The 25,398-nt window shown below is 40.4% G+C and carries 43 protein-coding genes; 40 read left to right on the top strand and 3 right to left on the bottom strand.

Annotation, left to right across the window (positions count from 1 at the left end):
- The first annotated feature begins 47 nt into the window (after positions 1-47).
- From rplC to AAGU76_RS16670, 39 genes are all read left to right on the top strand, one after another.
- Positions 48-680, top strand: coding sequence for a 50S ribosomal protein L3 (gene rplC / locus AAGU76_RS16860; RefSeq protein ID WP_342486699.1), 633 nt, complete (start codon positions 48-50; stop codon positions 678-680).
- A gap of 26 nt (positions 681-706) precedes the next feature.
- Positions 707-1,330: a 50S ribosomal protein L4 gene (rplD, locus tag AAGU76_RS16855; protein WP_342486698.1), complete on the top strand. Its 624-nt coding sequence runs from the start codon at positions 707-709 to the stop codon at positions 1,328-1,330.
- Positions 1,330-1,620 carry a 50S ribosomal protein L23 gene (gene rplW, locus AAGU76_RS16850; protein WP_342486697.1) on the top strand — a complete coding sequence of 97 codons (291 nt, stop codon included), beginning with the start codon at positions 1,330-1,332 and terminating at the stop codon, positions 1,618-1,620. The genes rplD and rplW overlap by 1 nt, the downstream gene beginning before the upstream one ends.
- Positions 1,621-1,679: 59 nt before the next feature.
- Positions 1,680-2,513 carry a 50S ribosomal protein L2 gene (gene rplB, locus AAGU76_RS16845; protein ID WP_342486696.1) on the top strand — a complete coding sequence of 278 codons (834 nt, stop codon included), beginning with the start codon at positions 1,680-1,682 and terminating at the stop codon, positions 2,511-2,513.
- 31 nt (positions 2,514-2,544) lie between these two features.
- Positions 2,545-2,826, top strand: a complete 282-nt coding sequence (gene rpsS / locus AAGU76_RS16840; protein WP_342486695.1) for a 30S ribosomal protein S19 — start codon at positions 2,545-2,547, stop codon at positions 2,824-2,826.
- Between the two features lie 17 nt (positions 2,827-2,843).
- Complete coding sequence (rplV, locus tag AAGU76_RS16835) at positions 2,844-3,179, top strand: 50S ribosomal protein L22 (protein ID WP_342486694.1); 336 nt, start codon at positions 2,844-2,846, stop codon at positions 3,177-3,179.
- Between the two features lie 21 nt (positions 3,180-3,200).
- Positions 3,201-3,944: a 30S ribosomal protein S3 gene (gene rpsC / locus AAGU76_RS16830; protein WP_342486693.1), complete on the top strand. Its 744-nt coding sequence runs from the start codon at positions 3,201-3,203 to the stop codon at positions 3,942-3,944.
- Positions 3,945-3,972: 28 nt separating this feature from the next.
- Complete coding sequence (rplP, locus tag AAGU76_RS16825; RefSeq protein WP_342486692.1) at positions 3,973-4,416, top strand: 50S ribosomal protein L16; 444 nt, start codon at positions 3,973-3,975, stop codon at positions 4,414-4,416.
- Positions 4,406-4,609 carry a 50S ribosomal protein L29 gene (gene rpmC, locus AAGU76_RS16820; protein ID WP_019229594.1) on the top strand — a complete coding sequence of 68 codons (204 nt, stop codon included), beginning with the start codon at positions 4,406-4,408 and terminating at the stop codon, positions 4,607-4,609. Before rplP ends, rpmC begins: the two co-directional genes overlap by 11 nt.
- A gap of 16 nt (positions 4,610-4,625) precedes the next feature.
- Positions 4,626-4,880: a 30S ribosomal protein S17 gene (rpsQ, locus tag AAGU76_RS16815; protein WP_342486691.1), complete on the top strand. Its 255-nt coding sequence runs from the start codon at positions 4,626-4,628 to the stop codon at positions 4,878-4,880.
- 32 nt (positions 4,881-4,912) lie between these two features.
- A complete protein-coding gene (gene rplN, locus AAGU76_RS16810) occupies positions 4,913-5,281 on the top strand; it encodes a 50S ribosomal protein L14 (protein WP_342486690.1) in 369 nt (122 codons plus the stop codon).
- A 16-nt stretch (positions 5,282-5,297) separates the two neighbouring features.
- Positions 5,298-5,603 carry a 50S ribosomal protein L24 gene (rplX, locus tag AAGU76_RS16805; protein ID WP_342486689.1) on the top strand — a complete coding sequence of 102 codons (306 nt, stop codon included), beginning with the start codon at positions 5,298-5,300 and terminating at the stop codon, positions 5,601-5,603.
- Between the two features lie 29 nt (positions 5,604-5,632).
- Positions 5,633-6,172: a 50S ribosomal protein L5 gene (gene rplE / locus AAGU76_RS16800; RefSeq protein WP_342486688.1), complete on the top strand. Its 540-nt coding sequence runs from the start codon at positions 5,633-5,635 to the stop codon at positions 6,170-6,172.
- A 16-nt stretch (positions 6,173-6,188) separates the two neighbouring features.
- Entirely contained in the window at positions 6,189-6,374 is a 186-nt protein-coding gene (locus tag AAGU76_RS16795; RefSeq protein ID WP_019229589.1) for a type Z 30S ribosomal protein S14, read from the top strand.
- Between the two features lie 30 nt (positions 6,375-6,404).
- Entirely contained in the window at positions 6,405-6,803 is a 399-nt protein-coding gene (gene rpsH / locus AAGU76_RS16790; protein WP_342486687.1) for a 30S ribosomal protein S8, read from the top strand.
- Between the two features lie 24 nt (positions 6,804-6,827).
- Entirely contained in the window at positions 6,828-7,367 is a 540-nt protein-coding gene (gene rplF / locus AAGU76_RS16785; RefSeq protein ID WP_342486686.1) for a 50S ribosomal protein L6, read from the top strand.
- Positions 7,368-7,388: 21 nt separating this feature from the next.
- Positions 7,389-7,757, top strand: coding sequence for a 50S ribosomal protein L18 (gene rplR, locus AAGU76_RS16780; RefSeq protein ID WP_342486685.1), 369 nt, complete (start codon positions 7,389-7,391; stop codon positions 7,755-7,757).
- 14 nt (positions 7,758-7,771) lie between these two features.
- Positions 7,772-8,281 carry a 30S ribosomal protein S5 gene (gene rpsE, locus AAGU76_RS16775; protein ID WP_342486684.1) on the top strand — a complete coding sequence of 170 codons (510 nt, stop codon included), beginning with the start codon at positions 7,772-7,774 and terminating at the stop codon, positions 8,279-8,281.
- Positions 8,282-8,293: 12 nt separating this feature from the next.
- A complete protein-coding gene (gene rpmD / locus AAGU76_RS16770; protein WP_342486683.1) occupies positions 8,294-8,470 on the top strand; it encodes a 50S ribosomal protein L30 in 177 nt (58 codons plus the stop codon).
- A gap of 21 nt (positions 8,471-8,491) precedes the next feature.
- On the top strand, positions 8,492-8,932 hold the full coding sequence (rplO, locus tag AAGU76_RS16765) for a 50S ribosomal protein L15 (protein ID WP_342486682.1): 441 nt from the start codon (positions 8,492-8,494) through the stop codon (positions 8,930-8,932).
- A 1-nt stretch (position 8,933) separates the two neighbouring features.
- On the top strand, positions 8,934-10,202 hold the full coding sequence (gene secY, locus AAGU76_RS16760; RefSeq protein ID WP_342486681.1) for a preprotein translocase subunit SecY: 1,269 nt from the start codon (positions 8,934-8,936) through the stop codon (positions 10,200-10,202).
- Between the two features lie 14 nt (positions 10,203-10,216).
- On the top strand, positions 10,217-10,864 hold the full coding sequence (locus AAGU76_RS16755) for an adenylate kinase (protein WP_342486680.1): 648 nt from the start codon (positions 10,217-10,219) through the stop codon (positions 10,862-10,864).
- A gap of 1 nt (position 10,865) precedes the next feature.
- Positions 10,866-11,612, top strand: coding sequence for a type I methionyl aminopeptidase (gene map / locus AAGU76_RS16750; protein ID WP_342486679.1), 747 nt, complete (start codon positions 10,866-10,868; stop codon positions 11,610-11,612).
- Positions 11,613-11,622: 10 nt separating this feature from the next.
- The gene (locus tag AAGU76_RS16745) at positions 11,623-11,925 is read left to right on the top strand and encodes a KOW domain-containing RNA-binding protein (protein WP_342486678.1); all 303 of its coding nucleotides are present in this window, start codon (positions 11,623-11,625) and stop codon (positions 11,923-11,925) included.
- Between the two features lie 3 nt (positions 11,926-11,928).
- On the top strand, positions 11,929-12,147 hold the full coding sequence (gene infA / locus AAGU76_RS16740) for a translation initiation factor IF-1 (protein WP_019229578.1): 219 nt from the start codon (positions 11,929-11,931) through the stop codon (positions 12,145-12,147).
- A 12-nt stretch (positions 12,148-12,159) separates the two neighbouring features.
- Entirely contained in the window at positions 12,160-12,273 is a 114-nt protein-coding gene (gene rpmJ, locus AAGU76_RS16735; protein ID WP_017753001.1) for a 50S ribosomal protein L36, read from the top strand.
- Positions 12,274-12,326: 53 nt separating this feature from the next.
- Positions 12,327-12,695, top strand: a complete 369-nt coding sequence (gene rpsM, locus AAGU76_RS16730; protein ID WP_342486677.1) for a 30S ribosomal protein S13 — start codon at positions 12,327-12,329, stop codon at positions 12,693-12,695.
- A 14-nt stretch (positions 12,696-12,709) separates the two neighbouring features.
- Positions 12,710-13,114 (top strand): 30S ribosomal protein S11, encoded by a 405-nt coding sequence (rpsK, locus tag AAGU76_RS16725; protein ID WP_342486676.1) that lies wholly within the window; start codon positions 12,710-12,712, stop codon positions 13,112-13,114.
- 18 nt (positions 13,115-13,132) lie between these two features.
- Positions 13,133-13,756, top strand: coding sequence for a 30S ribosomal protein S4 (rpsD, locus tag AAGU76_RS16720; protein WP_342486675.1), 624 nt, complete (start codon positions 13,133-13,135; stop codon positions 13,754-13,756).
- 53 nt (positions 13,757-13,809) lie between these two features.
- A complete protein-coding gene (locus tag AAGU76_RS16715) occupies positions 13,810-14,757 on the top strand; it encodes a DNA-directed RNA polymerase subunit alpha (protein WP_342486674.1) in 948 nt (315 codons plus the stop codon).
- A gap of 20 nt (positions 14,758-14,777) precedes the next feature.
- Positions 14,778-15,119: a 50S ribosomal protein L17 gene (rplQ, locus tag AAGU76_RS16710; protein ID WP_342486673.1), complete on the top strand. Its 342-nt coding sequence runs from the start codon at positions 14,778-14,780 to the stop codon at positions 15,117-15,119.
- A 207-nt stretch (positions 15,120-15,326) separates the two neighbouring features.
- Positions 15,327-16,676 (top strand): radical SAM protein, encoded by a 1,350-nt coding sequence (locus AAGU76_RS16705; protein WP_342486672.1) that lies wholly within the window; start codon positions 15,327-15,329, stop codon positions 16,674-16,676.
- 139 nt (positions 16,677-16,815) lie between these two features.
- Entirely contained in the window at positions 16,816-17,643 is an 828-nt protein-coding gene (locus AAGU76_RS16700; RefSeq protein ID WP_342486671.1) for an energy-coupling factor transporter ATPase, read from the top strand.
- The gene (locus AAGU76_RS16695; RefSeq protein WP_342486670.1) at positions 17,634-18,494 is read left to right on the top strand and encodes an energy-coupling factor transporter ATPase; all 861 of its coding nucleotides are present in this window, start codon (positions 17,634-17,636) and stop codon (positions 18,492-18,494) included. Before AAGU76_RS16700 ends, AAGU76_RS16695 begins: the two co-directional genes overlap by 10 nt.
- A complete protein-coding gene (locus tag AAGU76_RS16690) occupies positions 18,487-19,284 on the top strand; it encodes an energy-coupling factor transporter transmembrane component T (RefSeq protein ID WP_342486669.1) in 798 nt (265 codons plus the stop codon). The genes AAGU76_RS16695 and AAGU76_RS16690 overlap by 8 nt, the downstream gene beginning before the upstream one ends.
- The gene (truA, locus tag AAGU76_RS16685) at positions 19,278-20,042 is read left to right on the top strand and encodes a tRNA pseudouridine(38-40) synthase TruA (protein WP_342486668.1); all 765 of its coding nucleotides are present in this window, start codon (positions 19,278-19,280) and stop codon (positions 20,040-20,042) included. The genes AAGU76_RS16690 and truA overlap by 7 nt, the downstream gene beginning before the upstream one ends.
- A gap of 118 nt (positions 20,043-20,160) precedes the next feature.
- Positions 20,161-20,589: a 50S ribosomal protein L13 gene (rplM, locus tag AAGU76_RS16680; RefSeq protein ID WP_342486667.1), complete on the top strand. Its 429-nt coding sequence runs from the start codon at positions 20,161-20,163 to the stop codon at positions 20,587-20,589.
- A 20-nt stretch (positions 20,590-20,609) separates the two neighbouring features.
- Positions 20,610-20,999: a 30S ribosomal protein S9 gene (gene rpsI, locus AAGU76_RS16675; protein ID WP_342486666.1), complete on the top strand. Its 390-nt coding sequence runs from the start codon at positions 20,610-20,612 to the stop codon at positions 20,997-20,999.
- Between the two features lie 125 nt (positions 21,000-21,124).
- Complete coding sequence (locus AAGU76_RS16670) at positions 21,125-21,643, top strand: QueT transporter family protein (protein WP_342486665.1); 519 nt, start codon at positions 21,125-21,127, stop codon at positions 21,641-21,643.
- A gap of 68 nt (positions 21,644-21,711) precedes the next feature.
- Here the strand turns inward: AAGU76_RS16670 and AAGU76_RS16665 are convergent, their stop codons facing one another.
- The 3 genes from AAGU76_RS16665 to upp form a co-directional block, all read right to left on the bottom strand.
- Positions 21,712-22,650: a YegS/Rv2252/BmrU family lipid kinase gene (locus AAGU76_RS16665; protein WP_342486664.1), complete on the bottom strand. Its 939-nt coding sequence runs from the start codon at positions 22,648-22,650 to the stop codon at positions 21,712-21,714.
- Between the two features lie 52 nt (positions 22,651-22,702).
- Complete coding sequence (locus tag AAGU76_RS16660) at positions 22,703-24,067, bottom strand: MATE family efflux transporter (RefSeq protein ID WP_342486663.1); 1,365 nt, start codon at positions 24,065-24,067, stop codon at positions 22,703-22,705.
- 196 nt (positions 24,068-24,263) lie between these two features.
- Complete coding sequence (gene upp / locus AAGU76_RS16655; RefSeq protein ID WP_342486662.1) at positions 24,264-24,893, bottom strand: uracil phosphoribosyltransferase; 630 nt, start codon at positions 24,891-24,893, stop codon at positions 24,264-24,266.
- Positions 24,894-25,017: 124 nt separating this feature from the next.
- Here upp and acpS point away from each other — a divergent pair, with 124 nt between their 5' ends.
- Complete coding sequence (acpS, locus tag AAGU76_RS16650) at positions 25,018-25,383, top strand: holo-ACP synthase (protein ID WP_342486661.1); 366 nt, start codon at positions 25,018-25,020, stop codon at positions 25,381-25,383.
- Positions 25,384-25,398: the final 15 nt, after the last annotated feature.

Genomic DNA, 25,398 nt, shown 5'->3' with positions numbered 1-25,398 from the left:
TGATTGCCTAAGCGGCAATCCGCTGTAAGAAAATAGGAGGTGTAAACATGAAAGCAATTCTTGGTAAGAAAGTCGGAATGACTCAGGTGTTCACAGAGCAAGGTGAAGTTGTTCCGGTAACTGTTGTTGAATCCGGCGATATGGTTGTTGTTCAGAAGAAGACTGTTGAAAAAGACGGTTACAACGCAATTCAGGTTGGATTTGGCGACGTGAAAATTAAAAATGTTATTAAACCTATAAAGGGTCATTTTGATAAATCAAAAGTAGAGCCTAAAAGGTTCCTGAGAGAGTTCAGAGTTGATAACATTGATAACTATGAAGTTGGTCAGAAAATCGGCGTTGATATTTTCCAGATTGGTGAAAAGGTTGATGTTACAGGAATTTCCAAAGGTAAGGGATTCCAGGGAAGCATTAAAAGACACGGACACCACACAGGTGATGCAAGCCACGGTTCTAAATTCCACAGATTAAGAGGTTCTTTGGGAGCTTCTACAGGTGTTGCAAGAGTAGTTAAGGGAACTAAGCATCACGGACATATGGGAAATGAAAAAGTTACAGTATTAAACCTTGAAGTGGTAAAGGTTGACGTTGACAGAAATGCAATACTTTTAAAAGGTGCGATACCGGGACCGAAAAAAGGTTTAGTAAAAATAAGAGAAGCAGTTAGAAAATCTAAGTAATAATTGCAGGGAAAGGAGGATTAAAGATGCCAAAAGTAGCTCTTTATGATATAACAGGCAGCCAGGTAGGCGACATCGAATTAAGCGATGACATATTTGGTGTAGAAGTAAACACTCATGTAATGTATGAAGCTGTAAAAAATTATTTGGCTAATCAAAGACAAGGAACTCAGTCTGCAAAGACCAGAGGCGAAGTACGCGGCGGCGGCAAGAAACCTTGGAGACAAAAAGGAACTGGCCGAGCAAGACAGGGAAGTATCAGATCACCGCAGTGGAAAGGCGGCGGAGTGGTATTTGCTCCAAAACCAAGAGATTACAGCTACAAAATACCAAAGAAATTCAAGAGATTGGCTCTTAAGTCAGCATTGACTTCTAAGGTACAGGATCAGGAAATGATTGTTGTTGACAGAATAGTTCTGGAACAGCCAAAAACAAAAGAAATGGTTAAGGTTTTAGCTAACCTTAAAGCAAGCAAAAAGACATTGATAGTTTTACCTGAAAGAGATGAGGCTGTATTAAGAGCAGCTGCTAACATCGAAGGTGTTAAGACGGCTTATGTTAATACAATCAATGTTTATGACATATTAAACTGTGATTCTTTCATAATAACAAAGGATGCAGTTAATAAAGTGGAGGAGGTGTACGCATAATGCGCGATCCACACGATATTATAATCAGACCGATAGTTACAGAAGCCAGCATGGAAAACATGGCTGACAAAAAGTACACTTTTGTGGTTGACAAGAAATCAAACAAAACAGAAATAAAGAACGCAGTGGAAAAAGTGTTCGGAGTTAAGGTTGCCAGCGTAAACACTATGAACATGCTTGGAAAGCAAAAAAGAATGGGCGCAAGCATAGGCAAGAAAAACGACTGGAAAAAAGCCATCGTAACTCTGACAGAAGAAAGCAAGACAATAGAATTCTTTGAAGGAATCTAAAGACTGCGAGAATCTTAAAAATATGTAAAAGGTAAATTATTAAAAAGGAGGAAAATCTCATGGGTATTAGAAAATACAGACCAACCTCTCCGGCGTTGAGACAAATGACTGTTTCAACATTTGAAGAAATAACTACTAATGAACCAGAGAAGTCTCTTTTAGCTCCATTGAAAAGCAAAGCGGGCAGAAACTCTTACGGAAGAATAACTGTTCGTCATCAGGGCGGCGGCGAAAAGAGAAAATATAGAATCATTGATTTTAAAAGAACTAAAGACGGAGTACCGGGAAAAGTTGCAACAATTGAATACGATCCAAACAGAAGCGCTAACATAGCTTTGATCAACTACGTTGATGGAGAAAAAAGATATATCATCGCTCCATACAAATTGAATGTTGGTGACACTATTGTTTCAGGACCAGATGCAGATATCAAAATCGGTAATGCTCTTCCTTTGAAAAACATTCCTGTAGGTACAATGATTCACAACATAGAGCTTAAACCTGGAAAAGGCGCTCAGTTGGTAAGATCAGCAGGAAACTCAGCACAGCTTATGGCTAAGGAAGGCAAGTATGCCACTCTGAGACTGCCAAGCGGTGAAATGAGAATGGTAAGCATGGATTGCAGAGCTACTATCGGACAGGTAGGAAACCTGGATCACGAAAACATTTCAATAGGTAAAGCTGGTAGAAAGAGACATATGGGAATCAGACCTACAGTAAGAGGTTCCGTAATGAATCCTAACGACCACCCACACGGCGGTGGAGAAGGTAGAGCTCCTATAGGTAGACCAGGACCAGTTACTCCTTGGGGTAAACCAGCCCTTGGTTACAAAACTCGTAAGAAGAAAAATAAATCTGACAAGATGATTGTTAAGAGAAGAAACGCGAAATAGGCTATTGTTTTGTGAAAGGAGGAAATAGTGAATGGGTAGATCATTAAAGAAAGGGCCTTATTGCGAACCAAGTCTTATGAAAAAGATTGTGGAAATGAATGATGCCAACAACAAAAAAGTTTTAAAAACTTGGTCTAGAAGATCGACAATATTCCCCGAAATGGTAGGCCATACATTAGCTATACATGATGGCAGAAAGCACGTTCCTGTATATATAACTGAAGATATGGTTGGACACAAACTCGGCGAATTTGCTCCAACAAGAACTTATCGAGGACACGATAAGACTGAAAAATCTTCAAAAGTTAGATAGGAAGGGAGGTAAGCTTAATGGAAGCTAGAGCAGTTGCTAAATATATAAGAGTATCACCTAGAAAAATGAGATTCGTGTGTGATATGGTAAGAGGTAAGCAAGTTGACGAAGCATTGGCAATCCTGAAATTTTACCCAAGCAAGGGAGCTAAAATACTGGAAAAAGTAGTTAAATCAGCTACAGCAAATGCAGAAAACAACTTTGAAATGGATAGAGACAAATTGTATGTGTCTGAAGTCTATGCAAATCAGGGACCGACTCTTAAGAGATGGAGACCTAGAGCAAAAGGATCAGCGTTTAAAATATTGAAAAGAAGCAGCCACGTTGGAGCTGTAGTAAAAGAAAGAGAATAAGATCAGTAAAGGAGGTAAAAAATGGGTCAAAAGGTAAATCCTCATGGACTTAGGGTTGGTATAATCAATGATTGGGACTCTAAATGGTATGCTGACAAAAAGAATTTTGGTTTAAACTTAACTGAAGACTACAAAATTCGTGAGTTTATAAAAGGCAGCTTGAATCAAGCTGGTATAGCTAAGGTTGAAATCGAAAGATTTGCCAGCAGAGTAAAAGTAAGTGTATTCACAGCAAAACCAGGTATGATAATCGGTAAGGGCGGTACTGGCGTTGACAGCCTGAAAAACGCAATAGAAAAAATAACTGGCAAGACTGTTATAATCAATGTAGAAGAAATAAAGGTTCCTGAATTAAACGCACAGTTAGTTGCAGAGAACATTGCAAGCCAGATTGAAAAGCGAATTTCTTTCAGAAGAGCAATGAAGCAATCAATGCAAAGAACTATGAAATTGGGTGCTAAGGGAATTAAGACTAGTGTATCTGGAAGATTAAACGGAGCAGATATGGCTAGAACTGAAGGATATTCAGAGGGTAAGATTCCTCTCCAGACTTTAAGAGCTGACATCAGCTACGGTTTTGCAGAAGCTAACACTACATTCGGTAAAATCGGCGTTAAGGTATGGATATGCAGAGGCGAAGTGCTGAGAAAGAAAGGTTCATTATTGTCAGACAATCAGGAACCAACAAAAGCACTTTCAGATAACAGAGATAACAAGAAAAAAAGAAGACCAAACAATAACTTCAATAAAAGAGATAAAAAGTAATAAGTCCTGAAGGAAGGAGGAAATTATTATGTTAATGCCTAAGAGAGTTAAACACCGTAAGCAGATGAGAGGTAGAATGACCGGAGCCGCTACAAGAGGCAACAGTGTAACTTACGGCGAATTCGGGCTTCAAGCACTTGAACCAGCTTGGATAACATCAAACCAGATAGAGGCTGCCAGAAGAGCTATGACCAGATCAGTTAAGAGAGGCGGACAAATCTGGATTAAAATATTCCCAGATAAACCAGTAACAAAAAAACCTGCCGAGACTCGTATGGGTAAAGGTAAGGGATCACCTGAATACTGGGTGGCAGTTGTAAAACCGGGCAGAGTAATGTTCGAAATGTCAGGGGTTTCAGAAGAAGTAGCCAGAGAAGCAATGAGACTTGCCATGCATAAATTGCCTATCAAATGCAAATTTGTTACCAAGGATCAGGCAGCAGAAAAGGATGGTGAAGCAAATGAAAGCTAATGAACTAAGAAATAAATCAGTTGATGAATTGAATAAGTCTGTAGTTGATCTGAAAACAGAACTTTTCAATTTGAGATTTCAACTTGCAACCGGAGAACTTGATAATCCGATGAGAATCAATAAAGTCAAGAAAGATATTGCACGCGTTAAGACAGTTCTCAGAGAACGCGAATTGAACATAAACGCGCAATAAGAAAGGAGGATTTACTTTGGAAAGAGGCAACAGAAAAGTAAGAATTGGTAAAGTAGTTAGTGATAAAATGGATAAAACAATAGTAGTTGCTACTGAAAAGCTTGTAGCACATCCTCTTTATAAAAAACAAATAAAAATGACTAAAAAATACAAGGCACATGACGAAGAGAACAAGTGCAAAATTGGTGACACTGTTAAAATAATGGAAACCAGACCATTATCAAAAACAAAATGCTGGAGAGTAGTTGAAATACTAGAGGAAGCTAAATAAACCCTAAGACAATTGAAGGGAGGTAGAAGTTCATGATACAAACAGAGTCAAGGTTAAGAGTCGCAGACAATTCTGGAGCTAAGGAAGTTCTTGTAATAAGAGTAATGGGCGGTTCCGTAAGAAAATATGGAAACATTGGCGATATAGTTGTATGTGCGGTTAAATCTGCAACACCTGGAGGAGTTGTTAAGAAGGGTGATGTTGTAAAGGCGGTTATAGTGAGAACTAAAACCGGCGTAAGAAGAAACGACGGCACATATATAAAATTCGACGAGAATGCAGCTGTTATCATCAAAGAAGACAGAACACCTGTCGGAACACGTATATTTGGACCTATAACAAGAGAATTAAGAGATGGAAAATTCATGAAGATAATCTCACTAGCACCGGAAGTACTTTAATAGGAGGTGTATAAAGATGCACGTAAAAAAAGGCGATAAAGTTGTAGTTATAGCAGGCAGCGACAGAGGCAAGATCGGTAAGGTTCTTACAAGCATGCCTAAACAGAACAGAGTGATCGTTGAAGGTGTAAACATGATTACCAAGCATCAAAAGCAGAATAATCAGGTTCAGCAAGCTGGCATTTTGCACCAGGAAGGCACTGTGAATGTTTCAAATGTTATGCTATATTGCGATAAATGCAAATCAGGCGTAAGAACTGAAGTAAAAGTAGAAAACGGAAAAAAAGTAAGAGCATGTAAAAAGTGCGGTACAGTGATTTAATATAATGCTCGAAGGGAGGTACGAACTATATGGCTAGATTAAAAGCGACATATAAGGAACAAGTAGTGCCGGCACTGATGGAAAAATTTCAGTACACAAGCATTATGCAGGCACCAAAAATAGAAAAGATAGTGATTAATATGGGCGTTGGTGAAGCTAAAGAAAATCAAAAGTTCTTAGACAATGCTGTTGAAGAAATGACTATCATAGCAGGTCAGAAGCCTGTTGTTACCAAAGCCAGAAAATCAATTTCTAACTTCAAGGTAAGAGAAGGAATGGCAGTTGGCTGCAAGGTTACTTTGAGAGGAGAACATATGTATGAATTCCTCGATAAACTTGTAAACATTGCATTACCTAGAGTTAGAGACTTCAGAGGAGTTTCAAAGACTTCCTTTGATGGCAGAGGAAACTACGCTTTGGGAATAAAAGAACAGTTGATATTTCCAGAAATCAATTACGATAAAATCGATAAAATAAGAGGTATGGACATAATCATCACAACCACAGCGAATACAGATGAGGAAGCTCGTGAGCTTTTGAAATTAATGGGAATGCCTTTTAGTAAGTAAGGGAGGGAGCGAAAACATGGCAAAGACATCTCTAAAAGTAAAACAACAGAGAAAACAGAAATTCTCAACAAGAGAATATACAAGATGCAAGATTTGTGGAAGACCTCATGCTTATTTAAGGAAATTCGGTATATGCCGTATATGCTTTAGAGAACTGGCTTACAAAGGTCAGATACCTGGCGTTAAAAAAGCTAGTTGGTAAAATTTTATATAATGGAAGGAGGTTACTTACATGGTAATGACAGATCCTATCGCAGATATGTTAACAAGAATAAGAAATGCAAATCACTCAAAACATGAATTTGTTGATATACCCGCTTCTAAAATAAAGAAGGAAATATCCTCTATATTGTTGGAAGAAGGATATATTAAAGGCTTTGATGTTATAGATGACGGAAAGCAAGGTATTATAAGAGTTGAACTTAAATACCAGCAGAACAAGGAAAGAGTTATAACTGGAATTAAGAGAATATCTAAACCAGGCCTTAGAATTTACGTTGGTAAAGACGAAACTCCAAAGGTATTAGGCGGCTTAGGCATAGCTATACTTTCCACTTCTAATGGAATCGTAACAGACAAGAAGGCAAGAACACAGGGAGTTGGCGGAGAAGTAATCTGCTACGTATGGTAATAATAACGAATAGGAGGTGCTAAGATGTCAAGAATAGGTATTAAACCTGTAACTATACCTGCAAATGTTGAAGTTAAAATCGACAAAAACAATTATGCAGTTGTTAAGGGACCAAAGGGACAGCTTGAACAACAGCTGGCTAAATCCATGAAAATAGAAATCGAAGGAACTGAAATAACAGTTTCAAGACCTAACGATGAAAAAACTAACAGATCTCTTCACGGATTGACAAGAACTCTCATCAGCAACATGGTAGTTGGTGTTACTGCAGGTTTCGATAAGACACTTGAAATCGTAGGTGTTGGATATAGAGCACAAAAACAAGGAAATAAACTGGTATTGAACTTAGGTTTCTCTCACCCTGTTGAAATGGAAGATCCACAAGGAATCGAAACAGCAGTTGAAGGAACTAATAAAATAATAGTAAAAGGTATCGACAAACAACAAGTAGGAAATTACGCGGCAGTTATCAGAGACTGGAGAAGACCTGAGCCTTACAAAGGAAAGGGTATTAAGTACACTGATGAAGTTGTTAGACGTAAAGCTGGTAAGACTGGTAAATAATTAGGAAAGGAGTGAGTATTAGTGCTTAAAAAAATTGATAAAAATCAAAAAAGAATAGAAAGACACTATAGTATAAGAAATAAAGTCGTAGGAACTCCTGAGAGACCAAGATTGAATGTATTTAAAAGCTCTAAGCACATATACGCTCAAGTAATTGACGATGCTACTGGAAAAACTCTTGCTTCCGCATCAACCCTTGACAAGGAAATAAGAGACCAGGTAGCTGAGCTTACTAAGACTGATGCAGCTAAATTGGTAGGCAAAACAGTAGGAGAAAGAGCGAAAAAGAACGGTATAGATACAGTAGTTTTCGACAGAGGCGGCTATTTATATCACGGCAGAGTAAAAGTACTTGCTGAAGGAGCAAGAGAAAGCGGACTTGAATTTTAAAAAGGAGGTTAATCATGGAGCAACGTGGACGTATAGATGCAAGCCAACTGGATGTAAAAGAAAAAGTTATCAGCATCAACCGTGTAACTAAAGTTGTTAAAGGTGGTAGAAACTTTAGATTCAGCGTATTGGTTGTTGTTGGAGACGAAAATGGTCATGTTGGAATAGGAATGGCAAAAGCTGTTGAAATTCCGGATGCTATTAGAAAAGCAATCCAGGATGCTAAAAAGAACATGATAGAAGTGCCACTGAAAGATACAACAGTGCCACATGAAATAATCGGCAGATATGGCGCAGGCAGAGTTCTTGTAAAACCAGCTAAGGAAGGTACAGGAATCATAGCTGGCGGTCCTGTTCGTGCGGTATTGGAACTTGCAGGAGTTAGAGACATAAGAACGAAATCTTTGGGATCAAGCAACCCAAGAAATGTCGTTAATGCAACAATTGAAGCCTTAAAACTTCTTAAGAAACCTGAGGATGTAGCAAAAGTCAGAGGGAAATCTGTAGAAGAAATATTAGGTTAAGAGGTGAAGATTATGGCAAAGATTAAAATAAAACAAACAAAAAGCGCTATTGCAAGAACACCTAACCAGGTAAAAAACATTAAAGCTTTAGGTTTGAGAAAAATAGGCCATGTAGTTGAAAAAGAAGATACTCCTCAGATAAGAGGAATGATTAGAAAAGTAGATTTCATGGTAGAGGTTATTGAATAAAACTATAAGGAGGTGTTAAAGATGAAACTTCATGAATTAAAACCAAGTCCTGGTAGTTCAAAGAACAGAAAGAGATTAGGAAGAGGTACAGCTACAGGACAGGGAAAGACTGCCGGCAGAGGTATGAATGGACAGAAATCTCGTTCAGGCGGAGGAGTAAGACCAGGATTTGAAGGCGGACAGATGCCTCTTTACAGGAGACTTCCAAAGAGAGGATTCACTAATATCTTTGGTACAGAGTTTGCTGAAATAAATGTTGAAGTGTTGAACAAATTTGAAGATGGAGCAGAGGTTACTCCAGAGGTTCTTAAATCAGAAGGTATTGTTAAAAAACAACTGGACGGTATTAAGATACTTGGAAACGGTGAACTTGCTAAGAAGCTTACAGTTAAAGCTCATAAATTCAGCAAATCAGCGGTAGAGAAAATCGAAGCTGCCGGCGGAAAAGCTGAGGTGATTTAAGTTGTTTGAAACTTTAAAAAATGCATGGAAAATACCTGATTTAAGAAAAAGAATGATATTTACGTTTTTAATGCTGGTAGTGTACAGATTAGGTGCTGTAATACCTGTACCGGGTATTGACAAGACAGTTGTTCAAAGCATGTTTTCAGGCACTGCAGGAGGATTGCTGGATTTCTTCGATATGATGTCCGGCGGGGCTTTCAAAGATTTTACAATTTTTGCATTAAACATTTATCCATACATTACATCTTCTATTATTCTTCAGTTGTTGGCAATTGCCATTCCACAGCTTGAACAATATTTCAAGGCTGAAGACGGAAGAAAAAAAATGGCTCAATGGACCAGATATGTAACGGTTATACTGGCATTGATACAAGCGACAGCTTACAGCGTTGGATTCTTCAATTCAGCGATAATAAACAAAAGCTTCCTGTCAATGCTTTCAGTAGTAATAGTGCTTACAGCTGGTACAGCGTTCTTAATGTGGCTGGGCGAGTTAATAACAGACAAAGGTATCGGAAACGGTATATCACTGATAATAATGATAGGTATAGTATCACGTTATCCACGTGACCTGGGAACAATGATTTACCAGGCTCAAAACGGTGCGGTGAACTTCCTTGAAATAATAATATTCCTGATATTTGCTTTCTTCATAATAGTTGGAGTTATTGCTATCCAGCAAGGTGAAAGAAAGATACCGGTTCAGTATGCTAAAAGAGTTGTAGGAAGAAAGATGTACGGCGGACAAAGCACGCACATTCCTATGAAAGTGTTGATGGCAGGTGTTATGCCTGTAATATTCGCTTCAACTTTGTTGGCTATACCTCAGACATTGGCATTCTTCTTCCCAGGCATGGCTTCGGGAGTACAGAAATATTTCTCTACAGCTCAGAGTCCAGGAATATACGTTTATACAATATTGAACGTGTTATTGATAATATTCTTCACATATTTCTATACAGCGGTACAATTCAACCCGTTTGAATACTCAAATACCCTCAAAGAAAATGGAGGATTTATCCCAGGAATAAGACCAGGAAGACCAACTGCAGAATATTTGAACAAAGTTTTAAACAGAATAACAATAGCAGGAGCGATTGCACTTGCAATTATAGCGACTATACCAACTTTAATATTTTCATTCACGGATCTAAACATTAACTTTGGCGGAACATCACTGTTGATTGTAACCGGTGTGGCTCTTGAAACAATGAAGCAGGTAGAAGCTCAGATGTTGATGAGACACTACAAAGGATTTTTGAAGTAAAGAGAGGTACGAAAATGAGAGCAATTTTGTTGGGACCTCCGGGAGCCGGAAAGGGTACTCAGGCAGATACGATTGTAAAGGAATTTTCAATACCACACATATCCACCGGAGACATATTCAGAAAGAATATTAAAGAAGGAACATCCCTAGGAAGAAAAGCCAAGGAATACATGGATCAGGGATTGCTGGTTCCGGATGAGCTCACAGTAGAGCTTGTAAAGGACAGACTGCTTGAAGATGACTGCAAAAACGGATTTCTGCTTGACGGATTTCCAAGAACGATTTTTCAGGCGGATGCTCTTGAAGCTGCTTTAACAGGCATGGGCCAGAAATTGGATTATGTTATAAATATAGAAGTAAGAAAAGAACTTCTTATTGAAAGAGCTGTCGGAAGAAGGGTGTGCAAGGACTGCGGTCAGACATACCACATGTCTTTCAACAAGCCTGAAAAGGAAGGAATTTGTGACAATTGCGGCGGCGAACTTCTTCAGAGAAAAGATGACACTGAAGAGACAGTCACCAAGAGAATTAATGTTTACCAGGAGCAAACAGAACCGCTTATCGAATATTACACCAGTAAAGGTATAATAGTTAACATAGACGGAGAAAAACCAATAGCTGAGGTTGGCAAAAACATTGTTGCAAAATTGAGGAATAAATAGTATGATTATCCTCAAGACTAAAAGAGAAATAGAAGTAATGAGAAAAGCCGGTCGTTTGGTGGCCCAGTCACATGAACTTGTGAGAAAGCACATCAAACCCGGAGTTACTACTAAAGAGCTTGATCAGTTAGTTGAAGATTTCTTAAGAAGCCAGAATGCTATACCTACATTCAAGGGTTATGGCGGATTTCCATATTCAATATGCGCTTCTGTCAACGAAGAGGTCGTTCACGGCTTCCCCAGTGACAGAAAGCTTATTGAAGGAGACATAGTCAGCATCGACATCGGTGCAACCTTTGATGGTTATGTGGGGGACAGTGCAAAAACATTCCTGGTAGGAGCAGTTGACGACGAGAAGAGACGTTTGGTTGAGGCTACTCGTCAAAGCTTTTACGAAGGGATAAAGTATGCAAAAATGTCTTACAGGCTCTCTGATATTTCCCACGCAATACAGCAATATGCAGAAGGACAGGGATTTTCGGTTGTAAGAGATTTCGTCGGTCACGGAGTGGGGAAGGATATGCATGAATCACCGCAAATTCCGAACTTCGGAAGACCTGGTAAGGGACCGCGGCTGCAGGAAGGAATGGTCCTTGCCATAGAACCTATGATTAATGCAGGAACTTACAACGTCAAAATACTTGAGAACAACTGGACAGTGGTGACTGTTGACGGCAGGCCGTCAGCACACTACGAACATACTGTTGCGATTACAGATGGGGAACCGGAGCTTTTAACCGTATTATAGGGGTGATTTATTGGAATTAACGACAGATATTAAAATTGGTCAGATAGTGAAATCCAAGGCAGGCAGAGACAAGGGAAGAATATTCCTCGTGTGCGGCATACTGGATGAGCAGAATGTATTGGTATGTGACGGGGATCTCAGGAAACTAGGTTCTCCCAAAAAGAAAAAGATAAGGCATTTAATGATTTATAATACAGTATTGACAGAATTTGCATTTAAGTTACAATGTAACGAAAATCTCGATGATGCATTTGTGAGAAGGCTTCTTGAGCCCTATACCCAAAGTGCGTCTGTAGAAATGGAGGTTGAGTGATCAATGTCCAAGAAAGATGTCATAGAAGTCGAAGGAAAAGTCCTGGAAGCACTTCCTAATGCAATGTTCATAGTTGAGCTTCAGAATGGACACCAGATTTTAGCGCATATTTCTGGAAAACTGAGGATGAACTATATCAGGATTCTTCCGGGAGATACAGTGGCTGTCGAATTGTCACCGTACGATTTGACAAGAGGAAGAATAACCTGGAGGAAAAAGTAAGGAGGTATTACAATGAAAGTAAGACCATCAGTAAAACCAATGTGCGAAAAATGCAAAGTTATCAAGAGAAAAGGCAAAGTTATGGTAATTTGCGAAAATCCTAAGCACAAACAAAAACAAGGCTAACAGAATAACAGTTTAAAATATTAAGTACTACTGAGGTAGGAGGTGTAAGCTTAATGGCCAGAATCGCTGGTGTAGATTTACCAAGAGAAAAAAGGGTTGAAATCGGTCTGACATATATCTATGGTATAGGCAGAAAAACTTCAATCCAAATATTAAAAGACACAGGCATTAACCCTGATACAAGAGTTAAAGACCTGACAGAAGACGAAGTACAGCAGTTAAGAACTGAAATAGATAAGCATCCTGTTGAAGGTGACTTGAGAAGAGAAATAGCGTTGAACATAAAGAGACTTAAAGAAATCAACTGCTACAGAGGCTTGAGACATAAAAAAGGATTGCCGGTAAGAGGACAGAACACTAAGAACAATGCTAGAACTAGAAAAGGTCCTAAGAGAGTTTCAGGAAAAAAATCTAAGAAGTAAAAGGAGGGACTTAAGTGGCAGCTAAAAAACAACAACAACAAAAAACAAGAGTAAGAAAAAGAGAACGTAAAAACATTGAAAAAGGCCAGGCACATATTAAGTCAACTTTTAACAATACGCTTGTAACTCTTACTGACTTGCAGGGAAATGCAATTTCATGGGCAAGCTCAGGCCAGCTGGGATTCAAGGGTTCAAGAAAATCTACTCCATATGCAGCATCTATGGTAGCAGAAGAAGCAGCAAAGAGAGCTATGGAACATGGCTTGAAGACAGTAGAAGTATACGTTAAAGGACCAGGCTCAGGCAGAGAAGCAGCAATCAGATCTTTGCAGGCAGCAGGACTTGAGGTTAATTTGATAAAAGACGTTACTCCGATACCGCACAACGGTTGCAGACCGCCTAAGCGTAGAAGAGTATAATGGAAACGAGGTGAAAAGATGGCAAGATATACTGGACCTGTCTGCAGAATATGCAGAAGAGAAGGATTAAAGTTATATTTAAAAGGTGACAGATGCTACACTGACAAGTGTTCAATAGGCAGAAGAAACTACGCACCTGGACAGCATGGTCAGAACACAAAGAAGCTGACTAACTACGGTGTTCAGTTGAGAGAAAAACAAAAAGTTAGAAAGTATTACGGCGTATTGGAAGGCCAGTTCGCAGAATGCTTCAAAACGGCAGATAAGATGGCTGGCAAGACTGGTGATAACCTGTTGAAACTGATGGAACTCAGATTTGACAATGTAATCTACAGATTAGGTTTTGCAAGTTCAAGACCTGAAGCCAGACAATTGGTAGTTCACGGACATTTTACCGTTAACGGTAAAAAAGCAGATATTCCATCAATGATTCTTTCAGTTGGCGATGAAATAAAGATAAAAGAAAAGAGCCAAAGCTCAGATAAATTCAAGGCTTTAGTTGAAAATCACAAGAAGACTGCGCCGCAATGGCTGCAAGTTGATCCTGAAAATTTCACAGGCAGAATTATAGCTGAACCTGCGAAGGAAGATATTGAAATACCAATAGAAGAACATCTGATTGTCGAGTTGTACTCTAAGTAGTAAGCATTAAGAATTATTACCCTCGACATACATCACATCTAAGGAGGGTTGGGATGATAGAAATAGAAAAACCTAATATAACGTTAATTGAAAAAAATGATGATAACTCATATGGAAAGATAGTTGTTGAACCACTTGAAAGAGGTTATGGAACAACATTGGGGAATTCACTCAGAAGGATACTTCTTTCATCGTTACCAGGAGCAGCTGTTACATCGATCAACATTCAAGGCGTATTGCATGAATTTTCTACAATACCCGGAGTAAGAGAAGACGTGACAGAAATAATTCTTAATATTAAGAATCTGGCTGCGAAAATGAACGTGCCCGGACCTGTGCAGCTTCTTATAGACGCTAAAGGTCCTAAAGAGGTTACAGCAGCAGATATAATAACAGGCGGAGACGTTGAGATAATCAACGAAGATCTGCATATAGCAACCCTTGAAGAAGGTTCCGAACTCATTATTGAGATGGAAATGGAGCAAGGAAGAGGATATGTGATTGCAGAGAGAAACAAAAAGGAAAACCAGCCGATAGGTGTGATTCCTATTGATTCAATCTACACGCCTGTTAAGAAAGTTAACTTCACAGTTGAAGACACCAGAGTCGGAAACAGAACAGATTTTGACAAATTGACAATTGAAATTTGGACCAACGGAACAATTGAACCTGAAGAAGCAGTTTCATTAGGTGCAAAAATATTAAGCGAGCATCTTAACTTATTCATATCATTGACAGAACACATCAACGATGTTGAAATAATGATTGAAAAAGAAGAAGATGAAAAAGAAAAAGTTTTGGAAATGACAATAGAGGAACTTGATTTGTCGGTAAGATCCTACAATTGTCTGAAGAGAGCAGGAATCAATACTGTTGAGGAACTTACATACAAGTCTGAAGATGACATGATGAAAGTTAGAAACCTCGGCAAGAAATCTTTGGACGAAGTAGCGAAGAAACTTGAAGAATTAGGATTGTCTCTAAGGAAAAATGATAATTAGCAGTAAAAGGAGGACTAAGCATGGGTAGTCACAGAAAGCTTGGTTTCAAGTCTGACCACAGAGTAGCTATGTTAAGAAACATGACAGCTGACTTAATCATGAACGGCAGAATGGTTACTACAGTAACCAGAGCCAAAGAATTAAGAAGAGTTGCAGAAAGAACTATTACTCTTGGTAAAAGAGGAGATCTGCATGCAAGACGTCAAGCGGCAGCTTATTTATACGACAAAAATGCAGTAAGTAAGCTATTTGAAGAAGTTGCTCCTAAATACAAGGACAGAAACGGTGGATACACCAGAATTCTAAAATTGGGACCACGCAGAGGCGATGGAGCAGAGATGGCAATAATTGAATTAGTATAATTCTATTGCCGAATAAAGTTGACTTAATCCCACAGGAAAAACCTGTGGGATTTTAGTATGGAGCAGTTTCATCTAGACTGCTTTTTACTTTTTTTGACAAATGTCTCTGCTATAATAATATTGATTTATGTTATTGGAAATGTTTCGATAAGGTCTTACAGGGTAGAATAAAATCTGTAAACAAGTAAACTAATAAGAGGTTATTATATGAAGATAGCACTTTTAGCTCCTGCAGGAGCAATGTACCGCTACAATAGAGCGTTTCACAGAAATCTTTACTACGCTCCGGTCACACTGGCCCTTCTCGCTGCCTTTGTGCCGGAAGAGCTGGGTGCTGAGGTAGCTATATACGATGAAACGGCTGAAGCAATACCTCTTGACATTGAAGCCGACATAATTGGAATAACATGCATCACTGCTACTGCAAAAAGGTGTTACAAGTATGCGGATTACTTTAGGGCAAGAGGAGTCACGGTAGTGCTTGGAGGAGTACACCCTTCGCTGAAGCCCTATGAAGCCATGGAACATGCTGACTCAGTAGTTGTAGGACTTGGAGAGAGCAACTTCCGGCGCATGCTTCTGGATTACAGGGAAGGATGCATACAGAAACTTTACTTCCAGGGAGAGAACGCTTCCATAAATGACAGGCCTCTACCTAGAAAGGACTTATTGAACGAAAAGAAATATTTTACCACGAATACGGTGGAATCATTGCGTGGGTGCAATCATTCCTGCAGTTTCTGCTCCTATCCCGCAGCTTTCGGCTCCAGACTCTACAAAAGATCTGTCATTGACATAATCGGGGAGATAAAGGAGATGGAAGGAAGAATTGTCGTTTTTCCCGATGTTAACCTGATTGCAGATAAGGAATTTGCCAAGGAACTGTTAAGGGAAATGATTCCTTTGAAAAAGTGCTGGTTCGGTCACTTAACCGCTGACGTTGGAGAAGACGATGAGCTCCTTAAGCTTCTGGAAAAAAGCGGCTGCAAAGGACTTATCATCAATTTTGAAACTGTAAACCAAAAGAATGAGACAAACATTCAAGAAGGGATAAATACAGTCTATGAATATGCGGAGCTTATGGATAAGCTCCATTCCAAAGGTATAATTGTCATGGGCAGCTTCGACTTCGGAAGCGACGATGATGAAACTGATGTGTTCAAAAGGACAGTGAAGCTTTGCAAAGACATTAAATTAGACCTGCCGCTCTTTTTTGTCATGACTCCGTATCCGGGAACAGCTTACTACAGGCAGCTTGAAAAAGAAGGCAGAATTATCGAGAGGGCCTGGTCGATGTATGACGGTGAACATGCGGTGTACAGGCCTAAGAACATGTCTCCCGGAGAACTTGAGTACGGAATGCGCTGGGCGCGGAAGGAAGTATTCTCACCCGCCGGCATACTGAAGAGAATGGACATAAAGAACCTGTTCAATATAATCAAAATGTACTCATTATTTTTGGCTCTCAACTTTGAACAAATGCGAAATGCTAATATTCTTGAGCCACTCGGCAGAAATATTGTAACAGACGACTCTGACATACCTGATTGTGGATGAATTCTTTAGATTGCCTTAAAACAGAGGCAAAATATTTTTTTGTTTGGCTCAGGCGTTCAAATTTGGTGTTGTAAAAAAAGGAGAATGATGATATTATCTAAATGCGGATTGAACGCTAAATAAAAATTACAGGTGTATGATGGACGATTACATAATTAGAATTGAAAATGTCAAGTTTAAATACAGCAGGGATGACACCGGCTATGCCGTGGACGGAGTGAATCTGAATATAAAAAAGGGTGAGTTCACAGCCATAATCGGTCATAACGGCTCCGGCAAGTCGACACTTGCGAAGCTTATAAACTCTATACTCCTTCCAACGGAAGGCAAGATTTACGTTAAGGATATGGACACTGCAGATGACTCCAGGCTTTGGGATATAAGGCAGGCTGCAGGAATGGTGTTTCAGAATCCTGACAACCAGCTGGTTGCCACAATTGTTGAGGAAGACATAGCTTTCGGCCCTGAAAATCAAGGGGTAGAGCCTGCTGAAATAAGAAAAAGGGTTGATGACGCCCTGAATGCCGTCGGCATGTACGAATACAGGAAAAGACCGCCTCACCTGCTGTCCGGAGGACAGAAGCAAAGAATAGCAATTGCCGGTGTGCTGGCTCTGAATTCTGACTGCATCATCCTGGACGAACCCACGGCAATGCTTGACCCATCGGGCAGAAAGGAAGTAATGGAAACACTCAAGAAGCTAAACCAACAGGGAAAGACAATTCTTCTGATAACCCATTACATGGATGAAGCTGTTATGGCTGACAGGGTCGTGATCATGGATCAGGGAAACATAAAGCTTGACGGTACTCCGAAAGAAGTATTCAAGAACATTGAAGCAATAAAAAAATTCGGACTTGACGTTCCCCAGGTAACGGAGCTTGCCCAGGAACTGGCCAAGGAAGGCCTCAATATACCGTCTGATATTATCAACGTAAAGGACTTGGTGGATTTGTTATGTCAATAAGAGCAGATAACATTCAATATATATACAGCGAAGGAACGCCGTTTCGTACCGTAGCACTGGATGAAGTGAATCTTGATATAAACGAAGGAGATTTTCTGGGAATAATCGGACACACCGGCTCAGGAAAATCAACTCTCATACAGCTTTTAAACGGTCTTGAATCACCATCATCAGGGAAAATTCATGTTAACGACATGGTTGTGGGAGAAGACAAGAAGATGCTCAGCAAGGTGCGCCAGACCGTTGGACTTGTGTTTCAGTACCCCGAATACCAGCTTTTTGAAGAGACTGTTGCCAAGGATGTGGCATTCGGTCCCATGAATCTGAAACTTCCTCAGGACGACATAGACAAAAGGGTGAAGGAAGCGCTGGAACTTGTTGGATTTGACTACAACGAAATAAAGGATGAATCTCCCTTCGACCTTTCAGGAGGCCAGAAAAGAAGGGTTGCCATTGCAGGTGTACTTGCCATGAAGCCTCAGTACCTGGTTCTTGACGAGCCCACTGCAGGACTTGACCCGGCAGGAAGAAACGAAATATTCGACCAGATCAAAAGGCTTCACAAGAAAACCAAAATGACCGTAATACTTGTTTCTCACAGTATGGAAGACATAGCCAACATGGTTGACAGGGTTGTGGTTCTTTACAAGGGAAAAATTCATATGAAGGGAACGCCCAAGGAAATATATTCACAGGCGGAGGAACTGAAAAAAATCGGACTCGGTGTTCCGCAGGTGGCGGAAATAGTGACAGAGCTTCGAAAACGAGGCTTCAACATAAGGCCTGACATAATAACAGTGGAAGAGGCAAAGGAAGAAATACTCAGGGAAGTGAGGGGACATCATGTTTAAGAATCTGACCATTGGGCAGCATTATCCTGTTGAATCACCCATTCACGAACTTGATCCGAGAGTGAAGATCATAATGACCTTTGTATTCATAATCTCTTTGTTTTTAATAGAAGCTTTTTCAACTTACCTGATTGTTGCAGCCTTTCTTGCGCTTGCAATAAAGCTTTCAAAGGTGCCCTTCAGGTTTTTTATCAAAGGCTTAAGACCCATTCTGATGATAATAATAATAACTTTCATCATCAATCTGCTGATGACTCCGGGAAAGATAATTTTCCAGGCAGGCTTCATAAAGATTACTGAAGAAGGACTGAGACAGGCAGGATTCATGGCCATAAGGCTTACGCTGCTCATAATGGGAACTTCTTTGCTGACGCTTACAACTTCACCCATAATTCTTACAGACGGCATTGAAAGCCTATTAAACCCGTTCAAGAGGTTCGGGCTTCCGGCCCATGAGCTTGCCATGATGATGACCATAGCTCTTCGATTCATTCCTACGCTGATGGAAGAAACTGAAAAAATTATGAAGGCTCAGAAGTCAAGGGGAGCGGATTTTGAAAGCGGAAACATCATGAGCAGGGCCAAAAACCTTGTGCCGCTGTTGGTGCCACTATTCATAAGCGCATTCAGGAGAGCTGACGAGCTGGCAATGGCAATGGAGGCAAGATGCTACAGAGGCGGGGAAAACAGAACGCGCATGAGACAGCTTAAAATTTCAAAGGGCGATTATGCTGCATCATTTGTATTTACCGTGTACTTTGCAGCCATAATAGTACTGAAAATATGGTAAGGAACATAAAGATTACAGTAGCCTATGACGGCACCAGCTACAACGGGTGGCAGACTCAGACAAACGGAACAGGCATACAGCAGGTAATGGAAGAAGCAGCCTCCAAGATTATGAAACAGAAGGTTGAAATCACAGGCTCAGGAAGAACCGACAGCGGTGTCCATGCCCTGGGACAGGTAGCAAACTTCAGGGCTGATACAAGAATTCCGCAGGAAAAGATAAAGATAGCACTCAATGCTGTGCTGCCTGATGACATAAGCGTTCTCGATTCAGAGGATGTGCCTTTAGAATTCAATTCACGGTTTGATGCCCATGACAAGACGTACATGTACCAGATTTACAACAGCAGGATCGGTGACCCTTTTTTAAGGAACTACTCATGCTTTGTGCCATCAAATCTTGACACGGAAAAAATGGAGAGAGCATTCAGGCTTGTTGAGGGAGAACATGACTTTTACGGATTTATGGCTGCAGGATCCCAGGCTAAGACAACTGTCAGGACAGTGTATGAAACCAGATTTGAACGACACGGAAATCTCATAAAGCTTTTTATAACAGGCAACGGATTTCTGTACAACATGGTGAGAATCATAGCTGGAACTCTCATAGACATAGGAAAAGGGACAAAGGAAGTTTCCTGCATAGAAAAAGCCTTAGAGGAAAGAGAACGTTCGGTTTTAGGCCAGACGGCTGAGCCCCAGGGATTATTTTTAGTAAGCGTGAATTACAAAAAAGGCTTGACAATTAATTACAAGTAATATAGAATATCTTAGGTATGAAATGATTAAGAAAAACCGTTCCAATGCCCCGGAGTTAGGTTTTTTGAATATAAGTACAAATTATTAATTTAAGTTGAAAATTACAGGAGGAAACAAGATGAAAAGCTTCTTGGCTAAACCTAATGAAGTTGAAAGGGCATGGTATGTAATAGATGCCGAAGGAAAAACTTTAGGTAGACTTGCAACAGAAGTTGCTAAACTTTTAAGAGGAAAACATAAAGCAATATATACACCTTCAGTTGATACAGGAGACTTTGTCATAGTAGTGAATGCAGACAAGGTTGTATTGACAGGAAAGAAATTAGATCAGAAATTATACAGACACCACTCTCTATATCCAGGCGGATTGAAGGAAACTCCATACAGAAACTTATTCCAGGATAAACCGACACAACCTCTTTATCTTGCAGTAAAGGGAATGCTTCCGAAAAACAGCCTTGGAAGACAAATGTTGAAAAAACTTAAAGTATACGCAGGTCCTGAGCACAATCACCAGGCTCAGAAACCACAGGTATACGAGTTTTAATAAGGGAGGAGGACAAATAGATGAACGCACAATACAGAGGAACAGGCAGAAGAAAAAAAGCTATCGCTAGAGTAAGATTGGTTCCAGGAACTGGAAAAATCAATATAAACAAGAGAGACTTGGAAGATTATATCAAGTATGAAACTTTAAGAACAATCGTTAGAGAACCGTTGGTTATAACTGATACATTAGGTCAGTATGACGTTATGGTTAATGTTAACGGCGGCGGATACACAGGTCAGGCAGGAGCAATCAGACACGGAATATCAAGAGCGCTCTTACAGGTAGACCAGGAATTAAGACCAATACTTAAGAAAGCCGGATTCTTGACAAGAGATTCAAGAATGAAAGAAAGAAAGAAATACGGTTTGAAAAAAGCAAGAAGAGCTTCACAGTTCAGCAAGAGATAATAATAAAAATGAATACAATGGAGATTCCGCACTGGCGGAATCTCCGAGTGTTTTCTTGGCACCCACTTTAAAAATCAAGATTTTTTTAGTGACTCCCAAGAATTATTTCGAAAGGAGTTTTTTTAATGGATAGAATTAACAAATCAAACAAAATAAAATTTATAACACACACTGCCCTCATAGCGGCAGCCTATGCGGCTCTTACCTACGCCTTTGCGTTCATGAGCTACGGCCAGGTTCAGTTCAGAGTATCAGAAATACTTGTACTGTTTGCATTGATTGAACCCAGGTATGGGTTAGGTCTTGTGCTTGGATGCGTCCTGGCAAACATGACGAGCACACTGGGCGTCATAGACATAGTCGTGGGGTCATTTGCAACGCTGGTTGCAGTAATATACATCATATGGGTAAGAAAGTCATTCGGACTGAACAAGAAATCTTTGTACCTGGCAAGCCTGGGACCTGTGGTTTCAAATGCAATTTTCGTAGGCTTGGAGCTCACATACCTTTTCCAGACGCCATTTCTTGTTAACGCAATGTATGTTGCTCTGGGAGAACTGGTTGTGGTTACAGTTGCCGGAACACAGGTTGTGAATGTACTGATGGAAAATTCTGCGTTTTCCCAAAGACTGTCGATGAACTAAATGAAAGAAAGGACGATTCCATTGAATCGTCCTTTTGCATATTCAGGATATGATGTTCCATCCTGCTGCTATATTGCTTTAACTGTCTCAGAGCCCTGAACCTTTACTCCCTCAGGAAGATTGAACCTTAAGATTCCGGGAACTGCTTTAAAACTAATGTCGCCCGATACATAATTTTCACCGTCAATGCAGAGATTGATGGGCTCGCCGCTTTTGACTGTAACATTCCTGCACTTTTTATATGTGATGTAGCTTTTAAGTTTTTCGTTTTCCAGATGTGTTCCGCTCTTGTAGCTTCCTATAAGGCTTAAAATCTTTAATCTCGACAATTTCCTTACAAGGCACATATCTATGATGCCGTCGTTTATAAATGCCTCTGGAGCGCATTTGTAGCCTCCTCCGTAGGAGTGACCGTTGGCTGCAACACCCATCAGGTACGTTCCTTCGAAATGTTCACCGTCTGCCTCTATGGAAAGATTCTTTCCAAGCTTTTTCATAAGGCAGTAAAGGACCGACAGGATGTAGCAGCCTGAACCGGAGATGAAAGGTATCTTTTTAAACTTGTGCATGTTGAATGCAGCATCGGCATCGAAACCGACGTTGCAGACAGAAACGGCATATTCTCTGCCTGCTTTTACAAGGTCAAGTTCCACATCGTTTCCGCGTATCTGGGATCCTATGTTCTGAAAGAGGTGCATGTTTTCGAAGTTCTTTACAAAATCGTTGCCTGAACCGCAGGGGATAACTCCCACACGTGCATGTTCGAAGTTCAGGGCTGCGTTTACCACCTCATGAAGCGTTCCGTCTCCGCCGCAGGCATAAAATACCGTTGGAATCATGTCGCCGCATCTTTCCTGAACAAAAACCCGGGCATCGCCCCTTGCTTTGGTGAAATAGATTTCGTAGTCAGCATTCTCGTGCTTCAGTGTTTCATGGATATCCTTTTCGATTAGCGGTTGTGTTTTTCCTTTTCCTGCAACAGGATTTATGATAAATATGTGCCTCATGATTTCCTCCATAATTTTAAAGATAACACTGTGAAAACCCGGAAATCCGGGCCTAACCAATTACTCTGTTGAGCCATTTGTTGCTTTTGAAGCGTCTGATTACGGTGACTGCCTTGATGATTTCCTCTCCGAACACCATGGCTATTACCAGATGAATTGGGAGCTTCAGAAGCAGCACAGATATGAAGGCAACCGGCACACCGATTACCCAAATGGTTACTATATCCACAATCATGCAAAACCTTGTGTCTCCACCGGCACGCAGTATGCCGCATATGAACATATATGTGAACATCTTTGGAGTGAAGTACAGGGAAAATACCGTTAAGGTCTTACTCAGTGAAATGCTGGTTTCCTCGGTCAGATTGAAGTAACCTATGATTTTTCCCTTGGACATGTACAAGAGAAATGCCAGCGTGATGCTAAGGGCAAATGTGATTTTAAGGAACCTGTTACTGTAATCGTGGGCCTTTTCTATGTCTTCTCTGCCTATTTCGTTTCCTATCATGACAGCACTGGCATTGCCTATGCCGAAGAAAAGGGCCTGAAAGAAGTCTGATATGTTGTATGCTATCTGAACCACTGCGATGGCTGAAGAACCTATGAATCCGTAGGCTATGAAGTATACGCTCGTTCCCACCGACCAGGCGGTTTCAGACAAGATCACCGGAAATGATGTCTCTAAAACCTTTTTCAGAAGTGTCAGGTCCCAGGAAAGAAGTTCTGAAAAATTTGCTGCCAGAGGGTGGTTCTCATTTCTGTATATTAAGAAAAGAAGAGCAGAAAACTCAAAGAATCTGGCGATGACAGTGGCCACAGCAGCTCCCTGAACACCAAGGGCAGGGAAACCCATTCTTCCGGATATGAGAAGCCAGTTTAAAAAGGTATTTATGCAAAGGGCAGCTGCATTTACTGCCGTGGGCATCTTCAGCATGTGTATGGCGCGGCAGTTGAAGCTGTAGGCAAATGAAACGGCTGTAAGGAAGTAGGAAAAGGACACGACTTTCAAATAGCTGCTGCCCAGTTCAATTACGTTGGCATCGTTTATGAAGACACCCATTATCTGCCTGCGGAAAACAAACACTGCCACGGAAAATAAAAGTGAAAGGGAGCATCCGATTACAATGTCAATGCCAAAGACCTTCTTGATGCTTGTCTTGTCCTGTGCGCCCCAATATTGGGCTATGAAAATTGAAGCTCCGCTGTATATTCCGAAGCAGATTGTTGTAAACATGAAGTAAAGCCTGTTGGCGAGACCGACTGCTGATATGGCATTTTCGCCAAGGCCTGAGACCATGACAGTGTCTATCATGTTCAACCCTATGCTTATGATGTTCTGTATAACAACAGGCAGCGCTATGACAAAAAGTGTTGTCAAAAATTCATTGCCGGTTTGTTTTCTTGTAAGCTTGTTCATTGTGCACCTCTGCAAACTTAAGGGCAGACTTAAAGTCCGCCCTTTGCATTTTAATTCTGTCAATTTTTAATTAATAATTAATGCGATTCTCGCTATGGCGGATAAGCATTCGACTTTCGTAAGGTTTCGAGTGTATAAGATCTTTCGCTATTGCTGATAAGCGACCGCATCCAAATCGAAGATTTGGGGCGTCTGCTTACTTTGTGCCGAAGAGTCTGTCGCCTGCATCTCCAAGTCCTGGAACTATGTAGCCGATTTCGTTGTATTTCTCGTCTATGCTGGCAGTGTAAATTTCAATATCCGGATGCGCGTCAGTGACCTTCTTGAGACCTTCCGGAGCACAAACCAGATGGATTGATTTTATTTTTTTTGCTCCGTGCCTCTTTAACAATGCGATTGCACCATTCATGGAGCCGCCTGTTGAGAGCATCGGTTCAGTGATTATCACGGTTCTTTTATCTATATCGCAGGGAAGTTTGCAGTAGTATTCAACAGGTTCCAATGTTTCCTCATTGCGGTACAATCCAATGTGTCCTATTTTTGCATTTGGTATTAAATCAAGCATTCCATCGACCATTCCAAGTCCTGCTCTTAAAACAGGAACTATTGCTATGTCTTCTTCTGCCAGAACCTTTCCTGTAGTCTTTGATATTGGTGTTTCGATTTCAATATCTTTAAGCGGAAGATTTCTTGTAACTTCGTAAGCCATCAGCATGGCAATTTCTCTTACAAGTTCCCTGAAATCCTTTGAGGAAGTATTTTTGTCCCTTAACATTGTCAGCTTGTGCTGAATCAACGGGTGAGAGACCACTGTTACATTATTCATATGTTGACTCCTTTATTGAAGAATTGTTAGTATTTGTTGTAAAGATTTTGAACATGTAATATAATTATTATATACCAGCGTCGCTTTGTCAATTAATTTTTTTCTTCAGAAGGAGCAGCTACAAATGATAAAAGGAATAGGAACAGATATTTCAGAGGTGGACAGAATTGCCAGGAACCTTGGAAACGAAAGATTTCTGAGAAAGATATACACAACGGCTGAAGAAGAATACCTTGCATCAAGGAAATTCAACCATCAGACGGCTGCAGGCATGTTTGCCGCAAAGGAAGCAGTATCCAAATGTCTTGGAACCGGATTTACAAATTTCGGTCCCTGTGACATTGAAATTATCAGGGACGAACAGGGGAAACCAGGAGTTGTGTTAAGAAACAACGCATTGAAGAGGTCGGAGGAGCTTGACATTGAAAAAATACATCTGTCCATTTCGCATACCAAGGATCATGCCATTGCATACTGCGTAGCCGAATGATATTTATGTAGGCAT

Source organism: Sedimentibacter sp. (assembly GCF_038562225.1).
In the GTDB taxonomy this organism is placed as follows: Bacteria; Bacillota; Clostridia; order Tissierellales; family Sedimentibacteraceae; genus Sedimentibacter.
The sequence above is the reverse complement of the archived record's forward strand: the minus strand, read 5'-3'. Positions and strand labels throughout refer to the sequence as shown.